Below are 22,809 nucleotides of genomic sequence, written 5' to 3' on the forward strand. Positions count from 1 at the left end.
CGAGGAAGCACCAGCCGGAGGAGACCACCTGGCGAGGATAGAGGTTGCCGGGGGTCAGCGCTCGGCTGGTCGATCCAGCCGGGCGAGGATGTCGGCGTGCAGTACACCGTTGGTGGCCACCACGCTGCTCTCGGTGCCCGGCCCGCCGGTGGGGGACTGTCGACCGCCCAGATCCGTGACCGTGCCACCCGCCTCCGTGATGATCGGTACCAGCGCCGCCACGTCCCACAGCGACAACTCCGGCTCGGCCATCACGTCCAGTGCGCCCTCGGCCAACAACATGTAGCCGTAGAAGTCGCCGTACGCCCGGCTGCGCCAACCGGCGCGCAGCAGGTCGAGCATCGCGTCGAGTCGCCCGGCGTCCTCCCAGCCGGTCAGCGACGAGTAGCAGACGCTCGCGTCGGCGACCTCGCGCACCGCCGAGACCCCGATCCGGTCGCCGGCTGCCGGACCCGGCCCGGCGAACGCGCCCGCGCCGGCGCTCGCCCACCAGCGTCGGCCCAACGCCGGCGCCGACACCACGCCGACGGCCGGCCGGTCGCCGTCGTACAGCGCGATCAGGCTGGCCCAGATCGGCACGCCACGGACGAAGTTCTTGGTGCCGTCGATCGGGTCGACGATCCACCGCCGGCCGTTGGGATCGGTGGACGGCTCGGCGCCGTACTCCTCGCCGAGCAGCCCGTCGGCGGGCCGGTGCTCGGCCAGCAGGGCGCGGATCTCCCGCTCCACGGCGGTGTCCGCGTCGGAGACCGGGGTCAGGTCGGGCTTCGTCTCCACCCGCAGGTCGAGCGCCCGGAACCGGGCCATGGCGATGGCGTCGGCCCGGTCGGCGAGCAGGTGGGCGAGGGCGAGGTCGTCGGCGTACCCGGTCATGCCGGCAACCTAGCCGACGCCCCGCCTGTCACTCGTCGGGCCCGCGCCGGTCACCCTCGCCGGGCCCGCGCTGGTCGCTGTCGCCGCGCGCGTCGCCGTCGCCGGCGCGCGAGGCGAGCAACCGGCGGTACGACGCCAGCCGGCGCGGGTCGGCCTTGCCGGCGGCCACCCAGGCGTCCAGCGCGCAGTCGGTCTCGTCGGCCGTGTGCTGACAGTTGGGCGGGCAGTCGACGGTGCCCTCGACGAGGTCCGGGAAGCCGTGCAGCAGGCTGTCGGCGGAGACGTGCGCCAGCCCGAAGCTGCGGATCCCGGGGGTGTCGATGATCCAGCCCGGGTCGGTGTCGACGCCCGGCACGGGTGGCAGCCGCAGCGCCACCGCGCTTGTCGAGGTGTGTCGGCCCCGGCCGATCGCGCTGACCACGCCGACCGCGCGCAGCGCCTCCGGGACGAGGCGGTTGACGAGCGTCGACTTGCCCACCCCGGAGTGCCCGACCAGCACCGACACCTTGCCGCTCAGCAGCGCGCGGAGCGCGGCGAGGTCGGAGTCCGGGCGGTTGAGCACGTACGGCAGCTCCAGCTCGGTGTAGTAGCCCAGCACCTCCTCCGGCCCGGCCAGGTCGGCCTTCGTGAGGCAGAGCAGCGGCTCGACGTCCGCGTCGTACGCGGCCACCAGGCAGCGGTCGATGAACCCGGTCCGCGGCGGCGGGTCGGCCAGGGCGCTGACGATCACCAACTGGTCGGCGTTGGCCACCACCACCCGTTCCAGCCGACCCTCCGCGGTGGTCTCGTCGTCGTCGGCGGTGCGACGTAGCACCGAGCGGCGCTCGGCGATCCGGACGATCCGGGCGAGAGCGCCCTGGGCGCCGGAGGTGTCGCCGACCAGGCTGACGCGGTCACCCACGACCACCGACTTGCGGCCCAGCTCCCGGGCCCGCATCGCGGTCACCGTGGGCAGCTCGGCCCCCACCACGCCGCGTTCGGCCCCGGCCAGCACGCACTGGTAGCGCCCCCGGTCCACGGCGATGACGAAGCCGTCCACCGCGTCGGCGTGCTGCGGGCGGGTGCGCGTACGCGGGCGCGACGACTTTCCGGGTCGGACCCGTACGTCGTCCTCGTCGTACTCCCGCCGTCTGGTCGCCAGGACCTGTCCTCTTCTCGCGTCAGCTCTCAGTGAGCGTCCGGAAACCCCGCAGCGGCTGCGGCGGGCCCAGCCGACGACCGGCGGCGTTGGAGTGTGGTCCGGATACAACACCGGTATCCGGACCACACTCCGCCTTGCCGGATCGCCGCCTGGACTCCGCCTCGCTCGCCACGGGGTTTCCGGACGCTCACTTTCCGGTCACCATCGCTGACCATAGTGCCGGGAACTCGGGCATGGTCTTGGAGGTACACCCCACGTCGTCCACCTCGATGCCGGGGACGGCGAGCCCGGCCACCGCGGCGGCGTGGGCCATCCGGTGGTCGTGGTAGGTGCGGAAGACGCCACCGCGCAGCGGGCGCGGCCGGATCTCCAGCCCGTCCGGCGTCTCGGTGATGTCGGCCCCGAGCCCGCCGAACTCCCGCGCGAGCGCGGCGAGCCGGTCGGTCTCGTGGCCCCGGATGTGCCCGACGCCGGTGAAGACCGACGGTGAGTCGGCGAGCATGGCCAGCGCGGTCAGCACGAGGGTCAGCTCGCCGACGTCGGACAGGTCGGCGGTCAGACCGTGCACCACGCCGGTGCCGCGGACGGTCAGCCCGTTGGTGGAGAGGGTGACCTCGCCGCCCATCCGCTGGAGCAGCGACCGGAGTTGCTCGACCGGCTGGGCGCTGCTGTGCGGCCAGCCCTGCAGGGTCACCTCGCCGCCGGTGACCAGGGCCGCGGCGAAGAACGGCACGGCGCCGGAGAGGTCTGGCTCGATCTCCCAGCCGCGCCCGGTGAGCGGGCCGGGCTCGACGGCCCAGACGTCGGGGGTGCTGTCGTCGACCGCCGCGCCGGCGGCCCGCAGCATCCGCACCGTCATCCGCAGGTGGGGCGCGGAGGGCACCGGCGCACCGACGTGGCGCACCACCAGGCCCCGGTCGAAGCGCGGGGCTGCCAGCAGCAGACCGGAGACCAACTGGCTGGACGCGGACGCGTCGATCACCACCTCGCCGCCGGTGACCCCACCGGTGCCGAGCACGGTCAGCGGGAGGCTGCCCGTGCCGGTGACGTCGATCCGCACGCCCAGCGAGCGCAGCGCGTCGACAAGCGGGCCGAGCGGACGGGTGCGGACGTACGGGTCGCCGTCGAAGGTGACCTGCCCGTCGGTCAGCCCCGCCACCGGTGGCAGGAACCGCATCACGGTGCCGGCCAGCCCCACGTCGACGTGGGCGGGGCCGACCAGCGGGTGCGGCCGGACCAGCCAACGTTCGTCGTCGTTGATCGACACGTGCGTGCCCATCGCGCGCAGGCCGGCGGCCATCAGCTCGGTGTCCCGCGCGCGCAGCGGCTCGGCCAGGGTCGACGGGCCGGCGGCCACGGCGCTGAGCACCAGGGCGCGGGCGGTCATCGACTTGGAGCCGGGCAGGCGCAGTGTCGCTGCCACCGGGTCGGACGCGGTCGGTGCGCTCCACGGCTGTGGCGGCCGGGTCGCGGTCAGATTCCCCACGGTTACATTCTGCCGTGTCGGCCGGTGGGTGACGCCGACCGGCGGTCGTACTCCCGGTTGGCGGGACAGCAGGCAGGGCCCCCGACGGGTTAGCGTGAGCGCATGTGCGGCAGGTACGCGACGACCCGTGGTTCCGGTGAGTTGAGCGCGCTGTTCGAGTCGGCCGACGACACCGACGGCGCGATCCGGCCGGATCACAACGTCGCGCCCACCGATCGGGTGCCGCTGGTGCGGCTCACCCCGCACGGGCACCGCAGCCTCTGCGTCGCCCGCTGGGGCTTTCTGCCGCACTGGTCCCGGTCCGCCGCGGGCGCGGCCCGCATGATCAACGCGCGGGCCGAGACGGTGGCCACCAGCCGGGCGTACGCCGGGGCGTTCGCCCGCCGCCGCTGCCTGGTGCCGGCCGACGGCTGGTACGAGTGGGTCCGCCAGTCCGACGGCCGCCGGCAGGCGTACTTCATGACCCCGGCCGACGGCTCGGTGCTCGCCCTGGCCGGCATCTGGTCGGTCTGGGAGTCCGGGGCCGAGAGCCGGCTCACCTTCAGCGTGCTGACCACCGCGGCGCTCGGCGAGCTGGCCGAGGTGCACGACCGGATGCCGGTGCTGCTGCCGCCCGATCGGTGGTCGTCCTGGTTGGGGCCGTGCGACGAGCCCGACCGCCTGCTCGTGCCCGCGTCGCCCGATCGGCTGGCCGGGTTGGAGATCCGCCCGGTCGGGCCGGCGGTGGGCGACGTCCGCAACGACGGCCCGGAGTTGACCGCCCGGGTGTCCGTCCCGCCGCAGCCGGTCCCATCGGAGCTGACTCTGTTCTGAAAATGACAGGCATCGTCGAGCACCGATTTGCCAGGGTTCTGCTCGATTCGTCGCCTGGCCGTTCAGCCATGTTCTCCGTAAGCCCTTGTCTCGGTGTCCGGAAGTGCGATACAACACAGCGCCGGTAGTGGCTGTCGATTCGCACGGGGCGGACGACATCCACCGATCTTGCCGGTCCCACGGGGGAGGTGGGTGGAATGACACGGGCGCGTATGCCCCGCCCGCACGAGGTGGCTGCGGCACGGAGAGATCCGCGGCTGCTGCGGGCCTTGCGAGAACGCCGACAGGACGACGCGTGGCGCACCAGAGGGACGTGCCAGAACGTCGATCCGGAGACGTTCTTTCCGGCACCGAACGAACCGGCGGATGCCGCCGTCGCGCTGTGCCGCAGTTGTGACGTGCAGGGTTCCTGCCTGGCCTGGGCGCTGGAGGTCGGCGACTGCCACGGCGTGTGGGGCGCGACCACACCCCGCGAGCGGCGGGCGATGCTTGTCGCCTGGCGCGGCGAGGTCGAGCCCGATCCGGACGCGGCCGACGACGCCGGCCCTCCGGTCCGCGACCGTCTGCTCACCCTGGTGCCGCTGAGCTGAACGCCGGGAGTGAACCATCCCGGTGACCGCCGAGGTCGGCGCAGAATGGGTCGGTGCTGCCCAGCGAAGAGATCGACACACCCCGCGGCCCGGCGCGGATCGACACCGACCTGCCGGCCCGGCCGGCCGCCGCCCTGCTGGTGCTCGGGCACGGGGCGGGCGGCAGCGTGGACGCGCCCGACCTGCTCGCGGTGCGGGACTCGGCGGTCGGGGCCGGCCTGGCGGTGATCCGGGTGACCCAGCCCTACCGGGTCGCCGGCCGTCGCGCGCCGGCCCCCGCCGGGCACCTCGACGAGGCGTGGACGGCAGTGCTCGCCGCGCTGCGCGCTCGCCACGACGAGGTGGCCACGGTGCTGGTCGGAGGTCGTTCCAGCGGCGCGCGGGTGGCCTGCCGGACGGCCCGCGCGGTGGGCGCGGCCGGGGTCGTCGCGTTGGCCTTTCCGCTGCACCCACCCGGCCGGCCGGAACGCTCCCGCGCCGCCGAGTTGGCCACCGGGCTGCCGACGCTCGTGGTCAACGGTGACCGGGACCCGTTCGGGGTGCCCGCGTCGGAGCCGGGCGTGCAGGTCGTGACCCGGCCGGGTGAGACGCACGACCTACGGCGCGACCCGGCCGGCACGGCCGACGTGGTGCGGGACTGGCTGCGCCGGCACGGCTGGGCGGCCGACTGAACCGTCCGACCGTTTCCGCTGCCGGGCGCGGGTCGTTGCATCGGTTGGTGCCGCCGGCCCGGTTCGGACGGACGGCGCCAGTCCTCCCAGGCCCTTCCTGGTCCCAGCGCCGGCGCCACCGGGGCCGGGACCAGGAACGGGAGAGCCGGGCGGAATGCCTCACCGGTCATCTCGCGTTACTAACCCCGGACGACTTTTCTGCGAGGGGGGTGACCGGTGCCGACCGAGACACGAAGCCTGGAACGGGACGAGCGGGACGCCCGGCAGCTGCAGCGGCTGCTGGATGGTCCGGACTGGCCCGTGACAGCGGGACCGGGCGGGGTGGGTGCGGTGAGCACGGGCACACCAGCCGGAAGTGAATCTGTGGGCAGGTCCGTGCGCGTATCCTCGGCGGGAAAGCATCCGACGCGAGGGGATGTGCGGTTGACCACCGAGAAGACGGACGAGCGCAGGGCCCGGTTCGAGCGGGACGCGATGCCATTCGTCGATCAGCTCTACGCTGCTGGGCTGCGCATGACGCGCAACCCGGCGGATGCCGAAGACCTGGTCCAGGAGACCTACCTGAAGGCGTACGCGGCCTTTCACCAGTTCGAGCAGGGCACGAACCTGAAGGCCTGGCTCTACCGGATCCTGACCAACACCTACATCAACTCCTACCGCAAGCGGCAGCGCCAGCCGATCCAGGCGCCCACGGAGGAGATCACCGACTGGCAGCTCGCCGAGGCCGAGTCGCACACCTCCAGCGGGCTGCGCTCGGCCGAGACCGAGGCTCTGGACCGGCTGCCGGACAGCGACGTCAAGGAGGCCCTCCAGCAGTTGCCGGAGGAGTTCCGCCTGGCCGTCTACCTGACCGACGTCGAGGGCTTCTCCTACAAGGAGGTCGCCGACATCATGGGCACGCCGATCGGCACCGTGATGTCGCGTCTGCACCGCGGCCGTCGTAATCTGCGCAAGCTGCTCGAGCAGTACGCCGCGGAGCGGGGCTTCAGCCCGGCCCGGTCCGCGAAGGGCTCTGCCGCTGCCGCTGCCGGCCGGGAGGTGTGACGTGAGCTGCGGAAAGCCGCACGAGACGGACTGCCGCGAGGTGCTCGCGGAGGTCTACCTCTACCTGGATCTCGAGTGCGCCGACGAGCGCCGCTCGCTGATCCGGCACCACCTCGACGAGTGCGGGCCGTGCCTGCGCGAGTACGGGCTCGAACAGGAGGTGCGGGCACTGGTCGCCCGTTGCTGCGGCAACGAGACCGCGCCCGATCAGCTGCGCGAGCGGCTGCGGGTCAAGCTCACCGAGCTGGTGGTCTTCGAGACCAGCGACTCCCGTGAGCTGGCCGACTGAGCGTCGGCGTACCGAAACGGCGAAACACCGGTGGCCCGGGTCGATCTTCGACCCGGGCCACCGGTGTACCCGGCCTGCGCCGGGTCGGACTGACCGGTGACGGGCGCATCGCCCGCCGGCGCGTTCAGGAGTTGGGACGCTTGCCGTGGTTCGCGGCGCTCTTCTTGCGGGCCTTCTTCTTGCGGGACTTCTTCGCCATGCTGACCTCCTCGTGATGGGTCGGATCCGTGCTGCGCGCGGCCTCGCGCCGGTGCACCCACCGGCCGCCCGGCGTCGGGTCCGACCCGCTGATGGTAGTGCGCTCGACACCCGGTGCCTTCCCCCGGGGCCTCGGCGGCCGGTCGGCCGCACCGCTCCGCTCCCGCGCCCCACCCTCGCGTGATTGGATACGTCGGCAGGCACATCGCGAAAAGGGAGGGCCGTGGACATGGCCGAGGAGATCCGCGCCGAGATGGTGGCGAACGTCTGGAAGGTCGTCGCGTCCGCGGGCGACACCGTGTCCGAGGGCGACACTCTGGTGATCCTCGAGTCGATGAAGATGGAGATCCCGGTCGTCGCCGAGGCCGACGGCGTGGTCCAGCAGCTCGCCGTGCACGAGGGCGACGTCGTGCAGGACGGCGACCTGATCGCGGTGATCGGTTGAGCGGCCTGCTGGTCCGGCTTGCCGACACGGCCGACTTCCCGGCCGTCGCCCGCCTGACCGTGGCCGCGTACGAGGCGGACGGTCAGCTCAAGGGCGAGCACGGGTACGGGGCGGTGCTGGCCGACGTCTCGACCCGGGCCGGCAGCGGCGAGGTGCTGGTCGCGGTGGACGAGGCGACGGGCGCGGTGCTCGGCTCGGTCACCTTCGTCCTGCCGGGCACCCCGTTCGCCGAGCTGTCCGGGCCGGGCGAGGCGGAGTTCCGGATGCTGGCGGTCGACCCGGGCGCCCAGGGGCGGGGTGTGGGCGCGGCGCTGGCCCAGGCGTGCGTCGACCGGGCGGCCGAGTTGGGCTGTACGGCCGTCGTGATCTGCGTCCGCGCGGGGATGGCCGCGTCGGCCCACCGGCTCTACGAGCGCCTGGGGTTCGTCCGTATGCCGGAGATGGACTGGTCGCCGGTGGAGGGCGTGGCCCTGCTGGGCCTGCGGCTGGAGCTGCCCCGCGCCTGAGACCGGCGCGTCAGGCCCGGCTGCTGGCCGGGGCCGCGTCCTCGTCGGGCTCGGCGCCGATCGCGGCCAGCAACTCGTCGGCCACCTCCAGCGCGAGCCGGCGGCGTTCGGCGTCGGTGATGCCGGGTGCCCGCACGGCGAACCAGCTGGTGTGCACGGCGAACAGGGACAGGGTGGCGCGCAGTTGGGCGGCGGGGGAGTCGTCGCCCCGGCAGAGGGCGCTGGCGAGCCGCATCATCCGGCCCCGCATCTGCTGGCCGGAGGAGAGGCTCTTGAGCACTGTCTGGTTCTGCTCGAAGAAGCGCATCACCGACGGCATGTCGCCGCCGAACATCGTGTCGGCGTAGCGGGAGATGAGGGTGCGGCGGGTGGCCAGGGTCGCCGGTTGGGAGTCGGCCCAGGCGGTCAGCGCGTCCATCTGATCCAGCCGATCCTCGACGAAGCTGGCGACGATGTCGTCCTTGCTCTTGAAGTGGTAGTAGAGCGCCGCCTTGGTGACGTTGAGGCGTTCGGCGATCTCCCGCAGCGAGGTCTTCTCGTACCCCTGCTCGGTGAAGAGCTCCAACGCGACGGCCTTGATCCGCTCCCGGGTGCCGCCTGTGCTCTCCCTCACCTACGCCCCCCAATTCACTTGACCGTCAGTTGGTACCCAACTTACCGTGCGGCTAGTAAGGTGACTAGCCGGGCGGCAAGTAAGTAAGGCAATCCTCGGGGGGAGCTTACCCATGACTCAGGCAACCCAGGCCGGCGCACGACCCAACGTACGGGTCGTGCTGTTCGGACTGATGATCGCGATGATGCTCGCGATGCTCGACAACATGATCGTCAGCACCGCGCTGCCGCGGATCGTCGGCGAGTTCGGCGGCCTCAACCACTTCACCTGGGTGGTCACCGCGTACGTCCTGGGCACCACCGTCTCCACCCCGATCTGGGGCAAGCTCGGTGACCTCTACGGCCGTAAGTCGGTCTTCCTGACCTCGGTCGTCGTCTTCCTCGTCGGCTCGGCCCTGTGCGGCATGGCCGGCTCCGGGATGTTCGGCGGCCCGCAGGACGGCATGGTGCAGCTCATCGCCTTCCGCGCCGTGCAGGGCCTGGGCGCCGGAGGCCTGATGGTCGGCGTGATGGCGATCATCGGCGACCTGGTTCCGCCGCGCGAGCGCGGGCGTTACCAGGGCATGATCGCCGGCATCATGGCCATCGCCATGGTGGCCGGCCCGCTGGTCGGCGGTTTCATCACCGACAACCTCTCCTGGCGCTGGGCGTTCTACGTGAACCTGCCGCTGGGTGGCATCGCGCTGCTCGTGCTGATCACCACGATGCACCTGCCGAAGTACCGCACCGAGCACCGGATCGACTGGCTCGGTGCGGCGCTGCTCTCGGTCGGCATCACCGCGATCGTGCTGATCACCACCTGGGGCGGCAACGAGTACGACTGGGCCTCGCCGCAGATCCTCGGCCTGGCCGTGCTGGCGCTGGTGGCGCTGGTGGCGTTCGGCCTGGTGGAGCGCCGGGTTCCGGAGCCGATCCTGCCGTTGGCGCTGTTCGCCAACCGCAACTTCGCGCTGATCTCGGTGATCGGCTTCCTGCTCGGTTTCGCGATGTTCGGCGCGATGAACTTCCTGCCGCTCTATCAGCAGACCGTGCAGGGTGCCTCGGCCACCAACAGCGGTCTGCTGCTGCTGCCGTTGATGTTCGGCATGCTTGTCGTCTCGCTGGTCATCGGGCGGGCGATCACCAAGACCGGCAAGTACCGGGCGTACCCGATCATCGGCGGCGTGGTGATGACCGGGGGCATGGCGCTGCTCTCCATGCTCGACACCGACACCAGCAAGCTGCAGTCCTCGCTCTACATGGTCGTGCTCGGGGCCGGCATGGGCTTCCTCATGCAGACCTCCATGCTGATCGCCCAGAACAGCGTGGAACAGAAGGACCTCGGCGCGGCCAGCGGCGCGGCCACCTTCTTCCGGTCGATCGGCGGCTCGTTCGGCATCTCGCTGTTCGGCGCGATCTTCGCCAACCGGCTCGCCGACTCGTCCGCCGGCCGGGCGTTCAGCGGCGGCGGCGAGGGCGGGATGGACCTGGAGCAGCTGAAGAAGCTGCCGGCCCAGGCGCGTGAGCTGGTCCTCACCGGTCTCTCCGACGCCATCTCGCACGTGTTCCTCTGGGCCGTGCTGTTCACCATCGTGATTCCGGTCCTCGCCTGGTTCATCAAGGAGATCCCGCTGCGCACCGCCAACGAGGCGCCGCCGCAGGCCACCCCGGAGGAGGAGGCCGAGGTCGCCCTCGGCAAGGCCCCGGTCGCCTGAGCCACCCCAACCCCAACCCCGCGCCGCACCGACCTCAAGGTCGGTGCGGCGCCCCCTTCCCGCCGATCTTGCACTTTCTGTCCCGGCAAAAACCCCACACCCCGACAAAACCACGACAGCAAGTGCAAGATCGACGGGGCGGGGCGGGGCGGGGCGGGCAGGGCGGGGTGCGCGGGGCGGGGCGGGGTGCGCGGGGCGGGGCGGGGTGCGCGGGGTTGTTTAGGGGCGGCGGGTCAGCCGTTGCCAGAGACGGCGGAGCGGGTTGCGGGGGCGGGGAAGCCCGGCCGCCCGCTCGCCGATCATCCGGGTGGCCAGTGCCGCGCTGTCCGGGTCCAGGGCGGGGGCGGCCAGCGCGAGGTGGGCCAGTGAGACCGCGATCGGCACCGGCCGGGCCTGGGCCACCGCCGCCGCGTCGGCCAACCGTTCCGCCACCACGCAGGCCACGTCCGGCCGCACCTCCGGGTCCACCCAGGCGGCGGTGATCAGGGCGAACAGCGCCGCTTCGGTGACCCAGTCCTCCACACCCCAGACCAGGTCCACCAGCACCCGGCGTCGGGTCGACTCCGCCCAGGGCTCGTCGGTGCGCTGGTGCAGCAGCCCCAGACAGGCCCAGACCTGCACCCCGCGGACCCAGATCGACGGATCCTGGGCGGCCAGCAGTCGTCCCAGCCCGCTCGCCGGCGCCGCGGGCGGGTGCACCAGCAGCCCGAGCAGGTCGTCGACGTCGAGGCCGGCCAGGCTCACCGCCGCGTCGTAGGCCGCCGGCGGGTGCGGCCACGCCGGGTGGGCCACCTGTCCGATCCGTTCGACAGCCACCGCCGAGGGCGCCGGCAGCGCCGGTGTCGGCACGTTCTCCGCGAAGTGCCACAGCCGCTGCGCGGACGGGCGTCGAGGCTCGCGCGGGTCCGGCTCCGCGACCCCGGCGACCTCGATCCGCAGTCCGGGCGCCACCGCCGTCGCCGTCCGCAGGGCGCTCGGTGGGGCTGCCGCCGCGAGGCGTACGGCGCCGCCGATGCCGTTGTCGTCGTCGGCGACCGCCTGTCGGAGCGCGTCGACCAGGGGGCCGCCGGCCGGCGTCAGTTGCCCGAGCCAGGGCCGGCCCCGGCAGCACTGGGCCAGATCGCCGTGCTCGTGGCTGTCGTCGGGGTGGTCACGGATGAAGTCGGCGAGCGCTACCAGGTGGGACAGGTCGCCGTCGCGCAGGTGCCGCAGTCGGTGGGCGGTGTGCACCGCACAGTCGAACGACGGGTCCCGGGCCAGCGCCCGCTCGGTCCACTCCAACGCCTCGTCGAGCCGGCCGATCTCGGCCAGGGTGCCGGCGATGTCGGCGTAGATGGCCAGGTCGTCCGGGTCCAGTTCGACGGCTCGACCGAGCGCCGTGAGGGCGTCGCGGGTCCGGCCCGCGCTGCGGTACGCGTACCCGAGCCAGACCTCGCCCATCTTCGACGGCTGGCACCGTACGCCCCGGCTGGCCCAGCGGATCGCCAGCGCGACCTCGCCGAGCCGCCGGGCCAGTGCGGACGCCGCGCCCAGCAGGAGACCGTGCTCGGGGTGCACGGTGGCGGCGTTGCGGGCCAGCGTGAGGTACGGCGTGAGGGCGTCCCGGCCGGCCCGCGGCACCGGATCGGTCAGCGCCGCGCAGACCTGCATGAGGACGCGGGCGATGTGGTCCGGCTCCAGCCGTTCGACCAGTTCGGAGGCGGTCACCCACGGCACGCCCGCCCACTGGGTGCCGGGCGCGTGACCGGTCGCCGCGGCCAGCAGCTCCAGCCCTTCGGCGGGGCGGCCGGCGGCGGCCAGCAGGTGGGCGCGGGCGACGACCGCGCCCACGAAGGTGTGGTGGTTGATCGGGAAGAGGTCGAGCCCTCCTCCGTCGGCCGCGGCGAGGCGGGCCAGCGTCTCGTGCACCTCGGGCAGGGTGGGCGCCCGCGCGAGCGCGCCGGCGAGGTGGCCGGCGGCGTGGTGGAGGTCTCCCTCGTCCAGTGCCAGCCGGGCCAGCGCCAGCTCCTCCGTCGCGGAGAGCGCGGGCTCGTCCCTTCCCTCTGGCACGGTGTCCTCTCGTCGCAGCTGCAGACAGCGGGGCCAGCGTAGTTGATGTTGAGTTGATCAAGTGATCAACTGCGCACTGCTGCTCGAATAATTGCTGCTGCCGACTTCTGCGTGCAAGACTGAGCAGGAAACGCGCGGCAATCGCGCACGAGGGGAGTGTTTCGTGACACGTGCAGGGTCCGGAATGGCCGCCGACATCGCCGAGCAGCCCGCCGGCTACGCGCGCCTGCTCGACAGCGCCAACACCGCGGCGATCGCCCGGGTGGCCGCTGTCGTGGCCGAGCGTCGACCGCGACACGTGGTCTTCACCGCCCGGGGCACGTCCGACCACGCGGCCCTCTACGGGGCGTACCTGACCGAGATCCGGCTCGGCCTGCCCGCCGGTCTCGCCTCGCCGAGCGTCGTCACCCTGTTCGGCGCCCGCCCCGACCTGTCCGACGCGCTTGTCGTCGGGGTCAGCCAGAGCGGCGGCTCACCCGACCTCGCCGAGGTGCTGCGCGCCGCGCGGTCCTCCGGCGCGCTCACCCTCGCGGTGACCAACGCCCCCGACTCCCCGCTGGCCGACACTGCCGAGTTGAGCATCGACATCGCCGCCGGGCACGAGCGGGCGGTCGCGGCGACGAAGACGTACACCGCCGAACTGCTCGCCCTGCTCATGCTGGTCGAGGGGATCCGGGCCGGCGACGGGGTGCTCCCGGCGGCCGAGCGGGAGGCGCTCGCCGCGCTGCCCGACCTGGCCACCAGGACGCTCGCCGACGACACCCCGGCCCAGCTCGCGCCGCGCTACCGCTTCGCCCGCCAACTGGTCACCACCGGCCGCGGGTACGCCTACCCGACCGCCCGCGAGGCCGCGTTGAAGCTGATGGAGACCTCGTACCTGCCGGCGCTCGCCTTCTCCGGCGCCGACCTGCTGCACGGCCCGCTCGCGATGACCGACCCGGAGGTCCCGGTGCTCGCCGTCGTCGGCTCCGGTCCGGGTGGCCGGTCGATGGGCGAGGTGCTGCCCCGCCTCGGGGAGCGCCGCGCCGACGTGGTGGTCGTCGGCTCCGCCGACGTGCCGGGCGCCACCCGGCTCGCCGTCCCCGAGGTCGACGAGCGGTACGCGCCGCTGCTGGACATCCTGCCGTTGCAGCGCCTGGCGTTGGCGTTGGCACTGACCCGTGGCGAGGACCCGGACGCGCCGCGCGGCCTGAAGAAGGTCACCGCGACGATGTGAGGCACGGCGCGGCGTGGCACCCTGGTCACCGTGTCCACGCTGCGCGACCTCGCCGAGGAGCACACCCGCCTCCGTCCGGCCGACATCGACCACCTGCACCGGATCGCCGGTGACTGGCAGCTGCTCTCCGATCTGTCCTTCGCCGATCTGCTGCTCTGGGTGCCGGTCGACGCCGAGGGCACGTTCCTCTGTGTCGCCCAGGTCCGCCCGACGACCGCGCCCACCGCGTACCAGGACGACCAGGTGGGCCGGATCATCGGCGGCTCGGAGGTGGCCCACCTGGGGGTCGCCTACTCCCAGGGGCGGATCTGGCGCGAGGGCGACCCGGTCTGGTACGGCGACGTGCCGGCCCGGCACGAGGCGATCCCGGTCCGGCTGCGCACCGCCGACGGCGAGGCCGGCGAGGTGATCGCCGTGGTCGGCCGGGACACCAACCTCTCCACCGCGCGGACGCCCAGCCAGCTGGAACTCAACTACCTGACCACCGCCGACGACCTCGCCCAGATGATCGCCGACGGCACTTTCCCGCCACCCCGGCACCCGGGCGAGACCACCTCCGCCCCCCGCGTCGGCGACGGCCTGGTCCGGTTGGACGCCGGTGGCAAGGTCACCTACGCGAGCCCGAACGCGCAGTCCGCGTACCGCCGGTTGGGCTACGCCTCCCACCTGGTGGGGGAGGACCTGGCCGCGCTGCACCGCCGGCTGGCGGGCGACCCGCTGGACGGCACCGAGGCGGCGAACGGCATCCTGGCGGCGTTGCGCGGCGAGGCGCCGCCCCGGCGGGAGATCGACGCCCGCGGGGCCACGATGCTCACCCGGGCCCTACCGCTGATGCCCGCCGGCGTGCCGATCGGCGCTCTGGTGCTGGTGCGCGACATCACCGAGGTCCGTCGTCGGGACCGGGCCTTGATCACCAAGGACGCCACCATCCGGGAGATCCATCACCGGGTGAAGAACAACCTCCAGACGGTGGCCGCGCTGCTGCGCTTGCAGGCCCGCCGGGTGGCCATGCCGGAGGCCCGGGTCGCCCTGGAGGAGTCCGTCCGCCGGGTCGCCTCGATCGCTCTCGTGCACGAGACGCTCTCGATGTCCAGCGACGAGGCGGTCGAGTTCGACGGCATCGTCGACCGGGTCGCCAGCGCGGCGACCGAGGTCGCGGCGACCGAGGTGAGCGTCGGCATGCGCCGTAAGGGCAGCTTCGGCGTACTGCCCGCGGAGATCGCCACGTCGCTGGTGATGGTCCTCAACGAGTTGCTGCTCAACGCCGTCGAACACGGCTTCCCGCCGGCCGACGAGTCGGACGACGTGCCCGTACCGCCGACCTCGGGCGTGGTGCCGGCCGTCGTCGCCGAGGGCGATCCGTCGGCGCGGCCGGAGGTGGTGGTCTCGGCGCACCGGTTCCGCAAGATGCTGCACGTCTCGGTGACCGACAACGGGCGCGGCCTGCCCCCCGAATTCGACGCCGAACGCGGCAGCCGACTCGGTCTCCAGATCGTGCGGGCACTGGTCACCGGCGAGCTGCGCGGCACCATCGAGCTGCGCGCGGGCGCCAAGGGCGGCACCGAGGCGTTGCTCGTCGTCCCACTGGCCCGCAACGCCCCGGATGGCCGCTCGCAGGGCTGAGCCGCCGTCCGTTCGGTGTTGTCGCAGATGGGCGCGGCTGGCCGAATGAGCGTGATGCCTGTGAGTCATCTAGATGACTCACAGGCATCAGCCTTTTCACCGCGGGCCGGCCTCGCCTCGTGGGCGATCAGACCGACGACCGACGCGGTCCGGCCGTTGACCGATCGCTCAGCGGCCGGTCAACAGCGCGACGGTCAGGCCGGGGCGCTGCCAGACCTGCGTGACGGTGAAGTCGGTGCGGAGCGCGTCGCCCTTGGCGCCGGGCACGGCGGCCAGCGGCTCGGCGTGCCGGCCGGCGACGACGAGCCACACCCGCGTCGTACCGGCCAGACACTGCGCCGGCTGGGGGCACTCGGCCGCCCACAGGTCGCCCCGGCGCACCTCGTCCTCGGTGACCAGCACGTCGCGTGGTGGGTCGTCGAGGTGGTAGTCGATGCCGAGATCCAGGAAGAGCCAGCTGTGCCGGGGCGAGTAGACCACCGCGTCCCCCGGGCGTTGGCCGTCGGCGATCACCCGTGCGGCCCCCGCGTAGTCCACGGGCGCGCTGCGCGGCCACTCGTGGGTCCGCCGCAGCGCGGTCTGGTCGGGCAGGCCGAGCAGCGCGGCCAGGACCACCACGACGACCGCGGCCGGCGCGGTCACGGCGGCCAGCGCCGCACCGGCCAGCAGACACGCGAACGGCACCACGAAGACCAGGTACCGGGGCACCCACAGGGGTACGACCGTGCCGGCGGCGAAGAGCAGCAGCACGGGCAGCAGCACCGCGCTCACCGGCAGCAGAGCGCGCCGCCCGAGCCGGGCCGCGCCCAACGCGGCGACCCCGACCAGCAGTCCGCCCACCACGCTGCTCTGGGCCACGCCGCCCGGCAGCGCGGTCAGGTCGTCCAGCCGGGCCAGGTGGACCCAGTTCAACTGCCGGGACTGCTGCGTCCGGGCCTTGAGCAGCAGCGGACCGGCCAGCAGTGCGGCCGGCAGCACGGCGACCAGCCATCGCCACACCCGCCGGTCCCGCTCGACGGCGGGACGGTCCCGGCTGGCGGTGAGGTGGTTCGGGCTGAGGGTGGGACGCTCTCGGCTGGCGGCGACGCGGTCCGGGCTGGCGGTGGGGCGGTCCGGGCTGGTGACGCCGGCCTCGGCGGGTCCGCGCCACCAGGCGATGAGGACGACAAGCGCATGGGCGGCGAGCACTGTGAGCGCGATCAGGTGGATGAGCCCGAGAGCGGCGACGGCGACCGCGTAACCGGCCCACCGGGCCCAGCTCGGTCGGCGCAGCGCGGTCACCAGCAGGACTGTGGCGAGCACCGCGAGCATGGTCGCCAGCGCGTACGGGCGGGCCTCCTGCCCGTAGCGGGAGGTGCCGGGGAGCACCGCGAACAGCAGCCCGGCGAAGAGGCCGGCACGTCTGTCGACCAGCCGCGCGCCGAGCACGGCGAGCAGCCCGGCGGCCACTGTCATCGCCACCACGGCCGGTATCCGCAGGGCGATTGTGGAGTCGCCGACGACAGTGGTCCAGACGTGCATCAGCAGGTAGTACGGCCCGGTGGCGGCGTCGATGGTGCCGGCCAGCCGGACCAGGTCGCCGGGCGAGCGGGTGGCCGCGCTCCACGTCGCCAGCTCGTCGCGCCAGAGCTGGGCGGAACCCAGCCCGGTCCCTGTCACCGCCAGGGTGAGCAGCGTCGGGGCGAGCCAGACCGGCAGACGACGCAGACGCTCCCACGCCGTCCCGGCCGACCTCTCGGACAATTGCCCCACGGTCCGAGCCTGCCACGACCACTCCCTGCGTGGGCGTCAGCCGGCGGGAGGCGGTGGGCGCCATGCGGGCATCACGTCGTTCGGCCGAGCGGTCTTCGCCGGATCACGCTCCACGAGTTCGTCGAGCACGGCGTCGATGCGGGCCAGCAGCTCGTCGTCGAGCCGTACCGTGGCGCCCTTGGCCGTCTCGACGAGCTGCTCCGGCCGGGACGCGCCGACGATCGCGCTCGCCACGGTCGGACGGGCCAGCACCCACGCCACCGCCAATTGGGCCATCGTGCAGCCGGCCGCCTCGGCGACGGGTCGGAGCTGGCGTACCCGGGAGAGCAGCAGATCCGCCGAGTAGCGGGCGACGAACGAGCCCCCGAAGCCGTCGGTGGCCCGGGATCCGGCGGGCGGACGCCGGCCGGGTTCATACCGACCGGTCAGCACGCCCATCGCGAGTGGCGCCCAGGCGAGCTGACCCAGGCCGAGGTCGGCGCAGGCGGGCGACACCTCGGCCTCCACCACCCGCCACAGCATCGAGTACTGCGGCTGGTTCGCGACGAACGGGATGTGCAGCTCGGCGGCGAGCCGCTGACCCGCCCGCAACTGCGGTGCGGTCCACTCGGAGACGCCGACGTAGAGCACCTTGCCCTGGCGGACCAGGTCGGCGAAGGCGAGCATCGTCTCCTCCAGCGGCACGCTGTCGTCGTACCGATGCGCCTGATAGAGGTCGACGTAGTCGGTGCCCAGCCGGCTCAGCGAGGCGTGGCAGCCCTCGATGATGTGCTTGCGGGACAGCCCGGCGTCGTTGGCCCCCGGCCCAACCGGCAGGCACACCTTCGTGCACAGCTCGATCGAGCTGCGTCGGACGCCACGCAGCGCCTTGCCCAACGCCTCCTCGGCTCGTCCCTGCGCGTACCGGTCGGCGGTGTCGAACGTGGTGACGCCCGCGTCCAGGGCGGCGGCCACGCACCCGGCCGCCGCGTCGTCGTCGAGCTGGTTGCCGTGGGTGACCCAGTTGCCGTACGCGACCGCGCTGACGCGCAGGCCCGACCGGCCCAGTTGCCTGTACTCCATACCGGGATCCTCGGGTCGCCCCGCCCTGTCGCCGAACCGTTCGACCGTGGTCGAATCCGTGAGTGATCGAGGTTCGGTTCTCGCCCGACGACCTGAGCCGGGTTCGGTTCGTGCACTCGCCGCTGGCCGAGCTGGTGGCCAGCTCCTGGGCGTTGCGCAAGCCGGCGAAGTACTGGATGCACCGCCCGTGGCGGGAACGCGCGCAGCGGCTGCTGCCGGACGCCGGCCTGGAGCCGCTGCTGGCGGTGCTCACACCGTCCAACGGTTACGTGCCGGACTTCCTCACCCCGATCGGCGTGGCACCGAACCTGGCCGCCGAGCTGCGGGCGGTCGCCGGCACCGACCCGTCCCTGGTGCGCCGGCAACTGGACCGGGCCGGCGCACCCCGGCTGCCCCCGGACGAGCTGGTCGCGCAGCTCCACCGGTACTTCACCCTGCTGATCGCACCGGACTGGCCCCGGCTGCGGGCGCTCGCTCTGGCCGACATCCGGCGGCGGGCGCTGCTCGCCGCGGAGCAGGGTGGGCGGACCCTGCTCCGCGAGCTGCACCCGTTGATCAGGTGGGACGGCGCGGCGCTGCGGGTCGCCGTCGGCACGACCCGGCCGGCCGGTCTGGACGGCCGCCCGTGGACGCTGCTGCCCACTTCGTTCTCCGGACCGACGGTGCACGCGATCATGGAGGGCGACGCCGGCCCCGCCCTCTGCTATCCGCCCACCGGGCTGGGCGGGCTGTGGGACTCGCCACCGCCCAGCACCGCGCTGGGCGCCCTGCTCGGCGCTACGCGGGCGGCGGCGCTCTCGCTGCTCGACTCGCCGCTGAGCACCGGTGAGCTGGCCGCGATGCTGGGTCTCGCGCCAGCGACCGCGTCGCACCACCTCACCACGCTGCGGGACAACGGCCTGATCGCTGGCGTACGGCAGGGGCGGGTGGTGCGCTATGCCCGAACTGTCCTTGGTGACCGCCTGGTCGGCTGACCTCCGGCCCGTGATGTGGGATCCAGCACGCGGACATTGGCCGGCCCCCATGGGGTGTGGCAGCATGGGCCCCATGACCGCCGCAGTCGTCCGCCGCTTCGTGGCTCGTCGCCACGTCGATTACGGCCGCGTGCGCAGCGCGATCTGTCCGGCCTACTGACGACGCCCGACCAATCCGTCTCGGGCGCGCTCCGCGCCGGCTGTCTGAAGACACCGTTGTCCCGCCCGCCTCGCGGGCCGGCCGTCGCGCCCCGCGTAGCCCGAGGCACAGCAGACAACGGAGGTCGCCGCGATGGCGGTCAGCAGCATCCCGCCCCGTTCCGAGGACCCGACGACCCGCCCGGCCCGGGCGCCACGCCGGCCCCGGGGTGAGGGTCAGTGGGCGCTCGGCCACCGCGAGCCCCTCAATCCCAACGAGCGGATCAAGAAGGACGACGACCCGCTCAACGTCCGGGCGCGCATCGAGAACATCTACGCGCGCGGCGGCTTCGCCTCCATCGACCCGCAGGATCTGCGTGGCCGTTTCCGCTGGTGGGGCCTCTACACCCAGCGCAAGGCCGGCATCGACGGCGGGCGCACCGCGGTGCTGGAGCCGCACGAGCTGGAGGACGAGTTCTTCATGCTCCGGGTCCGCATCGACGGCGGCCAGCTCAACCTGGCTCAGCTGCGCGTGGTCGCGGACATCTCCCGGGAGTTCGCCCGGGACACCGCCGACATCACCGACCGGCAGAACATCCAGTACCACTGGATCCGTGTCGAGGACATGCCGGAGATCTGGCGCCGGCTGGAGTCGGTAGGCCTGCAGACGACCGAGGCCTGCGGCGACTGCCCACGGATCGTGCTGGGCAGCCCGGTCGCCGGGGTGGCCCGCGACGAGCTGGTCGACCCGACTCCGGCGATCGACGAGATCGTCGCCCGGTACGTGGGGGACAAGCAGTTCTCCAACCTGCCCCGCAAGTTCAAGACGTCCATCTCCTGGCTGGTCGACACCCCGTACGAGTCGAACGACATCGCCCTTCTCGGCGTCGACCACCCCGAGCACGGCCCCGGCTTCGACCTCTGGGTCGGTGGCGGGCTCTCCACCAACCCGATGCTGGCCCAGCGGCTCGGCGCCTGGGTGCCGTTGGCCGAGATTCCCGACGTGTGGGCCGGCGTGGTCGGGATCTTCCGCGACTACGGCTACCGCCGGCTGCGTAACCGGGCCCGACTGAAGTTCCTGGTGGCCGACTGGGGCGTGGAGCGTTTCCGGGAGGTCCTGGAGAAGGAGTACCTGGGCCGTACGCTGCTCGACGGCCCCGCCCCGGAGCTGCCGGCGAAGCCGATCGACCACGTGGGCGTGCACGAGCAGGCCGACGGGCGGCACTACGTGGGGGCCGCCCCGGTGGTCGGGCGGGTCTCCGGTGGGCAGCTCGCCCAACTGGCCGACGTGGCCGAGGCGCACGGCAGCGACCGGGTGCGGCTCACCCCGTACCAGAAGCTGCTGGTGCTCGACGTGCCGTCGGAGCGGACGGAGTCGCTTGTCGACGCGCTGCGCGGGATCGGGCTGGAGGCCCGGCCGTCGGCCTGGCGGCGCGGCACGATGGCGTGCACCGGCATCGAGTACTGCAAGCTCGCCATCGTCGAGACGAAGGCCCGCGGCGAGGAGCTGGTGGCCCGGCTGGAGCAGCGGCTGCGCGACTTCGACGCGGACATCTCGATCCACATCAACGGCTGCCCGAACGCCTGCGCCCGCACGCAGGTCGCGGACATCGGCCTCAAGGGTCAGCTGGTGGTCGGCCCGGACGGCCGGCAGGTGGAGGGCTTCCAGGTGCACCTGGGCGGCGGCCTGGGCATGGCCCAGGGTCAGACGGCCGGTTTCGGCCGCAAGCTGCGCGGCCTGAAGACCACCGCCGACGAGCTTCCGGAGTACGTGGAACGGCTGGCCCGCCGCTACCTGGCCGGTCGGAGCGAGGGCGAGACGTTCGCCAACTGGGTGATCAGAGTCGACGAGGAGGAACTGCGATGAGCAGCGAGAACCGAGCGGCACCCCTGTACTGCCCGTACTGCGGCGAGGAGGACCTGCGGCCGCACGAGGCGGGGCACGGCGCCTGGGAGTGCCACGCCTGCGCACGGGTCTTCGCGGTGAAGTTCACCGGGCTGCTCTCCCGGGCGGTGACCCGATGAGCCTCGTCTCCGCTGCCAACCTGCGCCTGGTCGGTCCGGGCGCTCAGACGTCGACCGAGCCGGCCGGGCGCAACCCCGACGAGCTGCGGACGCTGGCCGAGCAGGCGGCCCGGGACCTGGAGGGCGCCCCCGCCCTGGAGATCGCCCGCTGGGCTGCGCAGACCTTCGGTGACCGCTTCTGTGTCACCAGCTCGATGGCCGACGCCGTCCTGGCCCACCTGGTGTCCCGGGTCGCCCCGGGGGTGGACGTGGTCTTCCTCGACACCGGTCTGCACTTCCCGGAGACGCTGCGGGTCCGCGACGAGGTGGCCCGGACGCTCCCGGTGAACGTCCGGTCGATCCGGCCCCGGCTCACGGTGGGGCAGCAGGACGGTCAGTACGGCCCGCGACTGTTCAACAAGTCGCCGGACGACTGCTGCCAGCTGCGCAAGGTGGAGCCGCTGGAGCGGGCGCTGTCCGGGTACGACGCCTGGGCCGCCGGTCTGCGCCGGGACGAGTCGCCGACCCGGGCCAACACGCCTGTGGTGACGTTCGACGCGAGGCGCGGCAAGGTGAAGGTCAACCCGATCGCGGCGTGGTCGCAGGGGGACGTGGACGCCTACATCGCCCGCTGGAACGTCCCGGTCAACGAGCTGTTCAAGCAGGGCTACGGCTCGATCGGCTGCTGGCCGTGCACGCGGCGGACGAAGGCCGGGGAGGACCCGCGGGCCGGGCGGTGGGCCATGTTCGAGAAGACCGAGTGCGGGCTGCACGTCTGACCCCGTCACCGACGACCCCGACCGGCCCGGACGCGGCCGGCGGGGCGGCCCCGGTGGTGCTTGTCGCGCACGGCAGCCGGGATCCACGAGCGGCCGAGGCCACCCGGGCGCTGGCCCGGGCGGTGTCGGCCGCCCGGCCCGGCCTGTCGGTGTGGGCGAGCTGGCTGGACCACACCGAACCGGGACCTACCGAGGTGCTGCGCGAGTTGGCCGAGGCCGGGCATCCGCGTGCGGTTGTCGTGCCGCTGCTGCTGACCGCCGCGTACCACCACCGGGTGGACATTCCGGCGGCGGTCGCCGCCGCGACGCAGGCCGGACCCCCACTGTCGGTACGGGTCACCGACGTGCTCGGCCCGGCGGACGGAACGGTGTCGCCGGCGCTGCTGGCGGGGCTGCGCCGGCGGCTCGGCGAGGTTGGACCGGGGCGTTTCGACGCGCTGGTGCTGGCCGCCGCGGGCACCCGGGACGCGCGGGCGCGCGGTTCGGTGGGCCGGGTGGCGGACGCGCTCGGCGTCGAGTTCGGGGTGCCCTGCCGGGTGTCGTACGCCTCGGCGGCCCCACCGGCGACAGGTGTGGCAGTGGCCCGCCTGCGGGCGGCTGGCGCGCGCCGGGTGGCGGTGTCCGCGTACTTCCTCGCGCCGGGCCTGTTCCACGACGCGGTGGCCGACTCGGCACGGGCGGCCGGTGCGGTGGCGGTCGCGGCCCCGCTGACGGACGCGCCCGAGCTGGCCGAGCTGGTGCTGCGCCGGGTCGACGGCCGGGGCGCGCTGGCACCGACAGGTTGACGGCTCAGCCGGTTTGGCCAGGCACGGGACAGCAGTACGCCCCGGCAGGCGGACCTGCCGGGGCG

General features: G+C 73.3%; 23 protein-coding genes. 15 read left to right on the forward strand and 8 right to left on the reverse strand.

Annotated features, from left to right (window positions below):
- Positions 1-54: 54 nt before the first annotated feature.
- The 3 genes from hisN to aroA all read right to left on the reverse strand — a co-directional run bounded on the left by hisN (position 55) and on the right by aroA (position 3,500).
- On the reverse strand, positions 55-873 hold the full coding sequence (gene hisN / locus AB0B97_RS21440; RefSeq protein WP_357495828.1) for a histidinol-phosphatase: 819 nt from the start codon (positions 871-873) through the stop codon (positions 55-57).
- Positions 874-901: 28 nt separating this feature from the next.
- Entirely contained in the window at positions 902-2,014 is a 1,113-nt protein-coding gene (rsgA, locus tag AB0B97_RS21445) for a ribosome small subunit-dependent GTPase A (RefSeq protein WP_357496241.1), read from the reverse strand.
- Positions 2,015-2,201: 187 nt separating this feature from the next.
- The gene (aroA, locus tag AB0B97_RS21450) at positions 2,202-3,500 is read right to left on the reverse strand and encodes a 3-phosphoshikimate 1-carboxyvinyltransferase (RefSeq protein ID WP_234587629.1); all 1,299 of its coding nucleotides are present in this window, start codon (positions 3,498-3,500) and stop codon (positions 2,202-2,204) included.
- A gap of 102 nt (positions 3,501-3,602) precedes the next feature.
- Between aroA and AB0B97_RS21455 the strand changes: the two genes are divergently transcribed.
- From AB0B97_RS21455 to rsrA, 5 genes are all read left to right on the forward strand, one after another.
- Positions 3,603-4,313, forward strand: a complete 711-nt coding sequence (locus tag AB0B97_RS21455; RefSeq protein ID WP_357495831.1) for an SOS response-associated peptidase — start codon at positions 3,603-3,605, stop codon at positions 4,311-4,313.
- A 197-nt stretch (positions 4,314-4,510) separates the two neighbouring features.
- Positions 4,511-4,903 (forward strand): WhiB family transcriptional regulator, encoded by a 393-nt coding sequence (locus AB0B97_RS21460; protein ID WP_234587627.1) that lies wholly within the window; start codon positions 4,511-4,513, stop codon positions 4,901-4,903.
- A gap of 53 nt (positions 4,904-4,956) precedes the next feature.
- Positions 4,957-5,574: an alpha/beta family hydrolase gene (locus AB0B97_RS21465; RefSeq protein WP_357495833.1), complete on the forward strand. Its 618-nt coding sequence runs from the start codon at positions 4,957-4,959 to the stop codon at positions 5,572-5,574.
- 216 nt (positions 5,575-5,790) lie between these two features.
- A complete protein-coding gene (locus AB0B97_RS21470) occupies positions 5,791-6,618 on the forward strand; it encodes a sigma-70 family RNA polymerase sigma factor (protein WP_354861333.1) in 828 nt (275 codons plus the stop codon).
- Position 6,619: 1 nt separating this feature from the next.
- Entirely contained in the window at positions 6,620-6,907 is a 288-nt protein-coding gene (rsrA, locus tag AB0B97_RS21475) for a mycothiol system anti-sigma-R factor (protein WP_007464731.1), read from the forward strand.
- 124 nt (positions 6,908-7,031) lie between these two features.
- Here rsrA and AB0B97_RS21480 read toward each other — a convergent pair whose 3' ends face one another.
- Entirely contained in the window at positions 7,032-7,163 is a 132-nt protein-coding gene (locus AB0B97_RS21480) for a hypothetical protein (protein WP_255787660.1), read from the reverse strand.
- Positions 7,164-7,328: 165 nt separating this feature from the next.
- Here AB0B97_RS21480 and AB0B97_RS21485 point away from each other — a divergent pair, with 165 nt between their 5' ends.
- Positions 7,329-7,550 carry a biotin/lipoyl-binding carrier protein gene (locus tag AB0B97_RS21485; protein ID WP_007464729.1) on the forward strand — a complete coding sequence of 74 codons (222 nt, stop codon included), beginning with the start codon at positions 7,329-7,331 and terminating at the stop codon, positions 7,548-7,550.
- On the forward strand, positions 7,547-8,056 hold the full coding sequence (locus AB0B97_RS21490; RefSeq protein ID WP_357495836.1) for a GNAT family N-acetyltransferase: 510 nt from the start codon (positions 7,547-7,549) through the stop codon (positions 8,054-8,056). Before AB0B97_RS21485 ends, AB0B97_RS21490 begins: the two co-directional genes overlap by 4 nt.
- Positions 8,057-8,066: 10 nt before the next feature.
- On the opposite strand, the gene AB0B97_RS21495 is transcribed toward AB0B97_RS21490, so the two are convergent.
- Positions 8,067-8,669 carry a TetR/AcrR family transcriptional regulator gene (locus AB0B97_RS21495; protein ID WP_234588662.1) on the reverse strand — a complete coding sequence of 201 codons (603 nt, stop codon included), beginning with the start codon at positions 8,667-8,669 and terminating at the stop codon, positions 8,067-8,069.
- A gap of 112 nt (positions 8,670-8,781) precedes the next feature.
- Here AB0B97_RS21495 and AB0B97_RS21500 point away from each other — a divergent pair, with 112 nt between their 5' ends.
- Positions 8,782-10,362: an MDR family MFS transporter gene (locus AB0B97_RS21500; RefSeq protein ID WP_357495839.1), complete on the forward strand. Its 1,581-nt coding sequence runs from the start codon at positions 8,782-8,784 to the stop codon at positions 10,360-10,362.
- A gap of 219 nt (positions 10,363-10,581) precedes the next feature.
- Here AB0B97_RS21500 and AB0B97_RS21505 read toward each other — a convergent pair whose 3' ends face one another.
- The gene (locus AB0B97_RS21505; protein ID WP_357495841.1) at positions 10,582-12,411 is read right to left on the reverse strand and encodes a tetratricopeptide repeat protein; all 1,830 of its coding nucleotides are present in this window, start codon (positions 12,409-12,411) and stop codon (positions 10,582-10,584) included.
- Between the two features lie 184 nt (positions 12,412-12,595).
- On the opposite strand from AB0B97_RS21505, the gene AB0B97_RS21510 reads away from it, so the two are divergent.
- Positions 12,596-13,627, forward strand: a complete 1,032-nt coding sequence (locus AB0B97_RS21510; protein WP_357496243.1) for an SIS domain-containing protein — start codon at positions 12,596-12,598, stop codon at positions 13,625-13,627.
- Between the two features lie 30 nt (positions 13,628-13,657).
- Positions 13,658-15,250 carry a histidine kinase N-terminal domain-containing protein gene (locus AB0B97_RS21515; RefSeq protein ID WP_357495843.1) on the forward strand — a complete coding sequence of 531 codons (1,593 nt, stop codon included), beginning with the start codon at positions 13,658-13,660 and terminating at the stop codon, positions 15,248-15,250.
- A 168-nt stretch (positions 15,251-15,418) separates the two neighbouring features.
- On the opposite strand, the gene AB0B97_RS21520 is transcribed toward AB0B97_RS21515, so the two are convergent.
- Together AB0B97_RS21520 and AB0B97_RS21525 are read right to left on the reverse strand one after the other, a co-directional pair.
- Positions 15,419-17,002 (reverse strand): glycosyltransferase family 39 protein, encoded by a 1,584-nt coding sequence (locus tag AB0B97_RS21520; protein WP_357495845.1) that lies wholly within the window; start codon positions 17,000-17,002, stop codon positions 15,419-15,421.
- A 36-nt stretch (positions 17,003-17,038) separates the two neighbouring features.
- The gene (locus AB0B97_RS21525; RefSeq protein WP_357495847.1) at positions 17,039-18,064 is read right to left on the reverse strand and encodes an aldo/keto reductase family protein; all 1,026 of its coding nucleotides are present in this window, start codon (positions 18,062-18,064) and stop codon (positions 17,039-17,041) included.
- A 62-nt stretch (positions 18,065-18,126) separates the two neighbouring features.
- Here AB0B97_RS21525 and AB0B97_RS21530 point away from each other — a divergent pair, with 62 nt between their 5' ends.
- The 5 genes from AB0B97_RS21530 (at position 18,127) to AB0B97_RS21550 (ending at position 22,744) form a co-directional block, all read left to right on the forward strand.
- Entirely contained in the window at positions 18,127-19,038 is a 912-nt protein-coding gene (locus AB0B97_RS21530; protein WP_357495849.1) for a helix-turn-helix domain-containing protein, read from the forward strand.
- Between the two features lie 292 nt (positions 19,039-19,330).
- Entirely contained in the window at positions 19,331-21,043 is a 1,713-nt protein-coding gene (locus tag AB0B97_RS21535; protein WP_357495851.1) for a nitrite/sulfite reductase, read from the forward strand.
- Positions 21,040-21,201, forward strand: a complete 162-nt coding sequence (locus AB0B97_RS21540) for a hypothetical protein (protein WP_234588653.1) — start codon at positions 21,040-21,042, stop codon at positions 21,199-21,201. Before AB0B97_RS21535 ends, AB0B97_RS21540 begins: the two co-directional genes overlap by 4 nt.
- Positions 21,198-21,959, forward strand: a complete 762-nt coding sequence (locus tag AB0B97_RS21545) for a phosphoadenylyl-sulfate reductase (RefSeq protein ID WP_357495853.1) — start codon at positions 21,198-21,200, stop codon at positions 21,957-21,959. The genes AB0B97_RS21540 and AB0B97_RS21545 overlap by 4 nt, the downstream gene beginning before the upstream one ends.
- Positions 21,956-22,744: a CbiX/SirB N-terminal domain-containing protein gene (locus tag AB0B97_RS21550; RefSeq protein WP_357496245.1), complete on the forward strand. Its 789-nt coding sequence runs from the start codon at positions 21,956-21,958 to the stop codon at positions 22,742-22,744. The genes AB0B97_RS21545 and AB0B97_RS21550 overlap by 4 nt, the downstream gene beginning before the upstream one ends.
- The last annotated feature ends 65 nt before the right edge of the window (positions 22,745-22,809 follow it).

The sequence above is a fragment of the Micromonospora sp. NPDC049004 genome (assembly GCF_040649315.1).
Taxonomy (GTDB): Bacteria; Actinomycetota; Actinomycetes; order Mycobacteriales; family Micromonosporaceae; genus Micromonospora.

What these genes read in the sequence shown, in the direction of transcription:
- AB0B97_RS21460 (WP_234587627.1), top strand. Translation starts at nt 4,511, where the DNA reads ATGACACGGGCGCGTATGCCCCGCCCGCACGAGGTGGCTGCGGCACGG.
- AB0B97_RS21535 (WP_357495851.1), top strand. Translation starts at nt 19,331, where the DNA reads ATGGCGGTCAGCAGCATCCCGCCCCGTTCCGAGGACCCGACGACCCGC.
- hisN (WP_357495828.1), bottom strand. Translation starts at nt 873, where the DNA reads ATGACCGGGTACGCCGACGACCTCGCCCTCGCCCACCTGCTCGCCGAC.
- AB0B97_RS21455 (WP_357495831.1), top strand. Translation starts at nt 3,603, where the DNA reads ATGTGCGGCAGGTACGCGACGACCCGTGGTTCCGGTGAGTTGAGCGCG.
- AB0B97_RS21500 (WP_357495839.1), top strand. Translation starts at nt 8,782, where the DNA reads ATGACTCAGGCAACCCAGGCCGGCGCACGACCCAACGTACGGGTCGTG.
- AB0B97_RS21525 (WP_357495847.1), bottom strand. Translation starts at nt 18,064, where the DNA reads ATGGAGTACAGGCAACTGGGCCGGTCGGGCCTGCGCGTCAGCGCGGTC.
- AB0B97_RS21510 (WP_357496243.1), top strand. Translation starts at nt 12,596, where the DNA reads ATGGCCGCCGACATCGCCGAGCAGCCCGCCGGCTACGCGCGCCTGCTC.
- AB0B97_RS21540 (WP_234588653.1), top strand. Translation starts at nt 21,040, where the DNA reads ATGAGCAGCGAGAACCGAGCGGCACCCCTGTACTGCCCGTACTGCGGC.
- AB0B97_RS21545 (WP_357495853.1), top strand. Translation starts at nt 21,198, where the DNA reads ATGAGCCTCGTCTCCGCTGCCAACCTGCGCCTGGTCGGTCCGGGCGCT.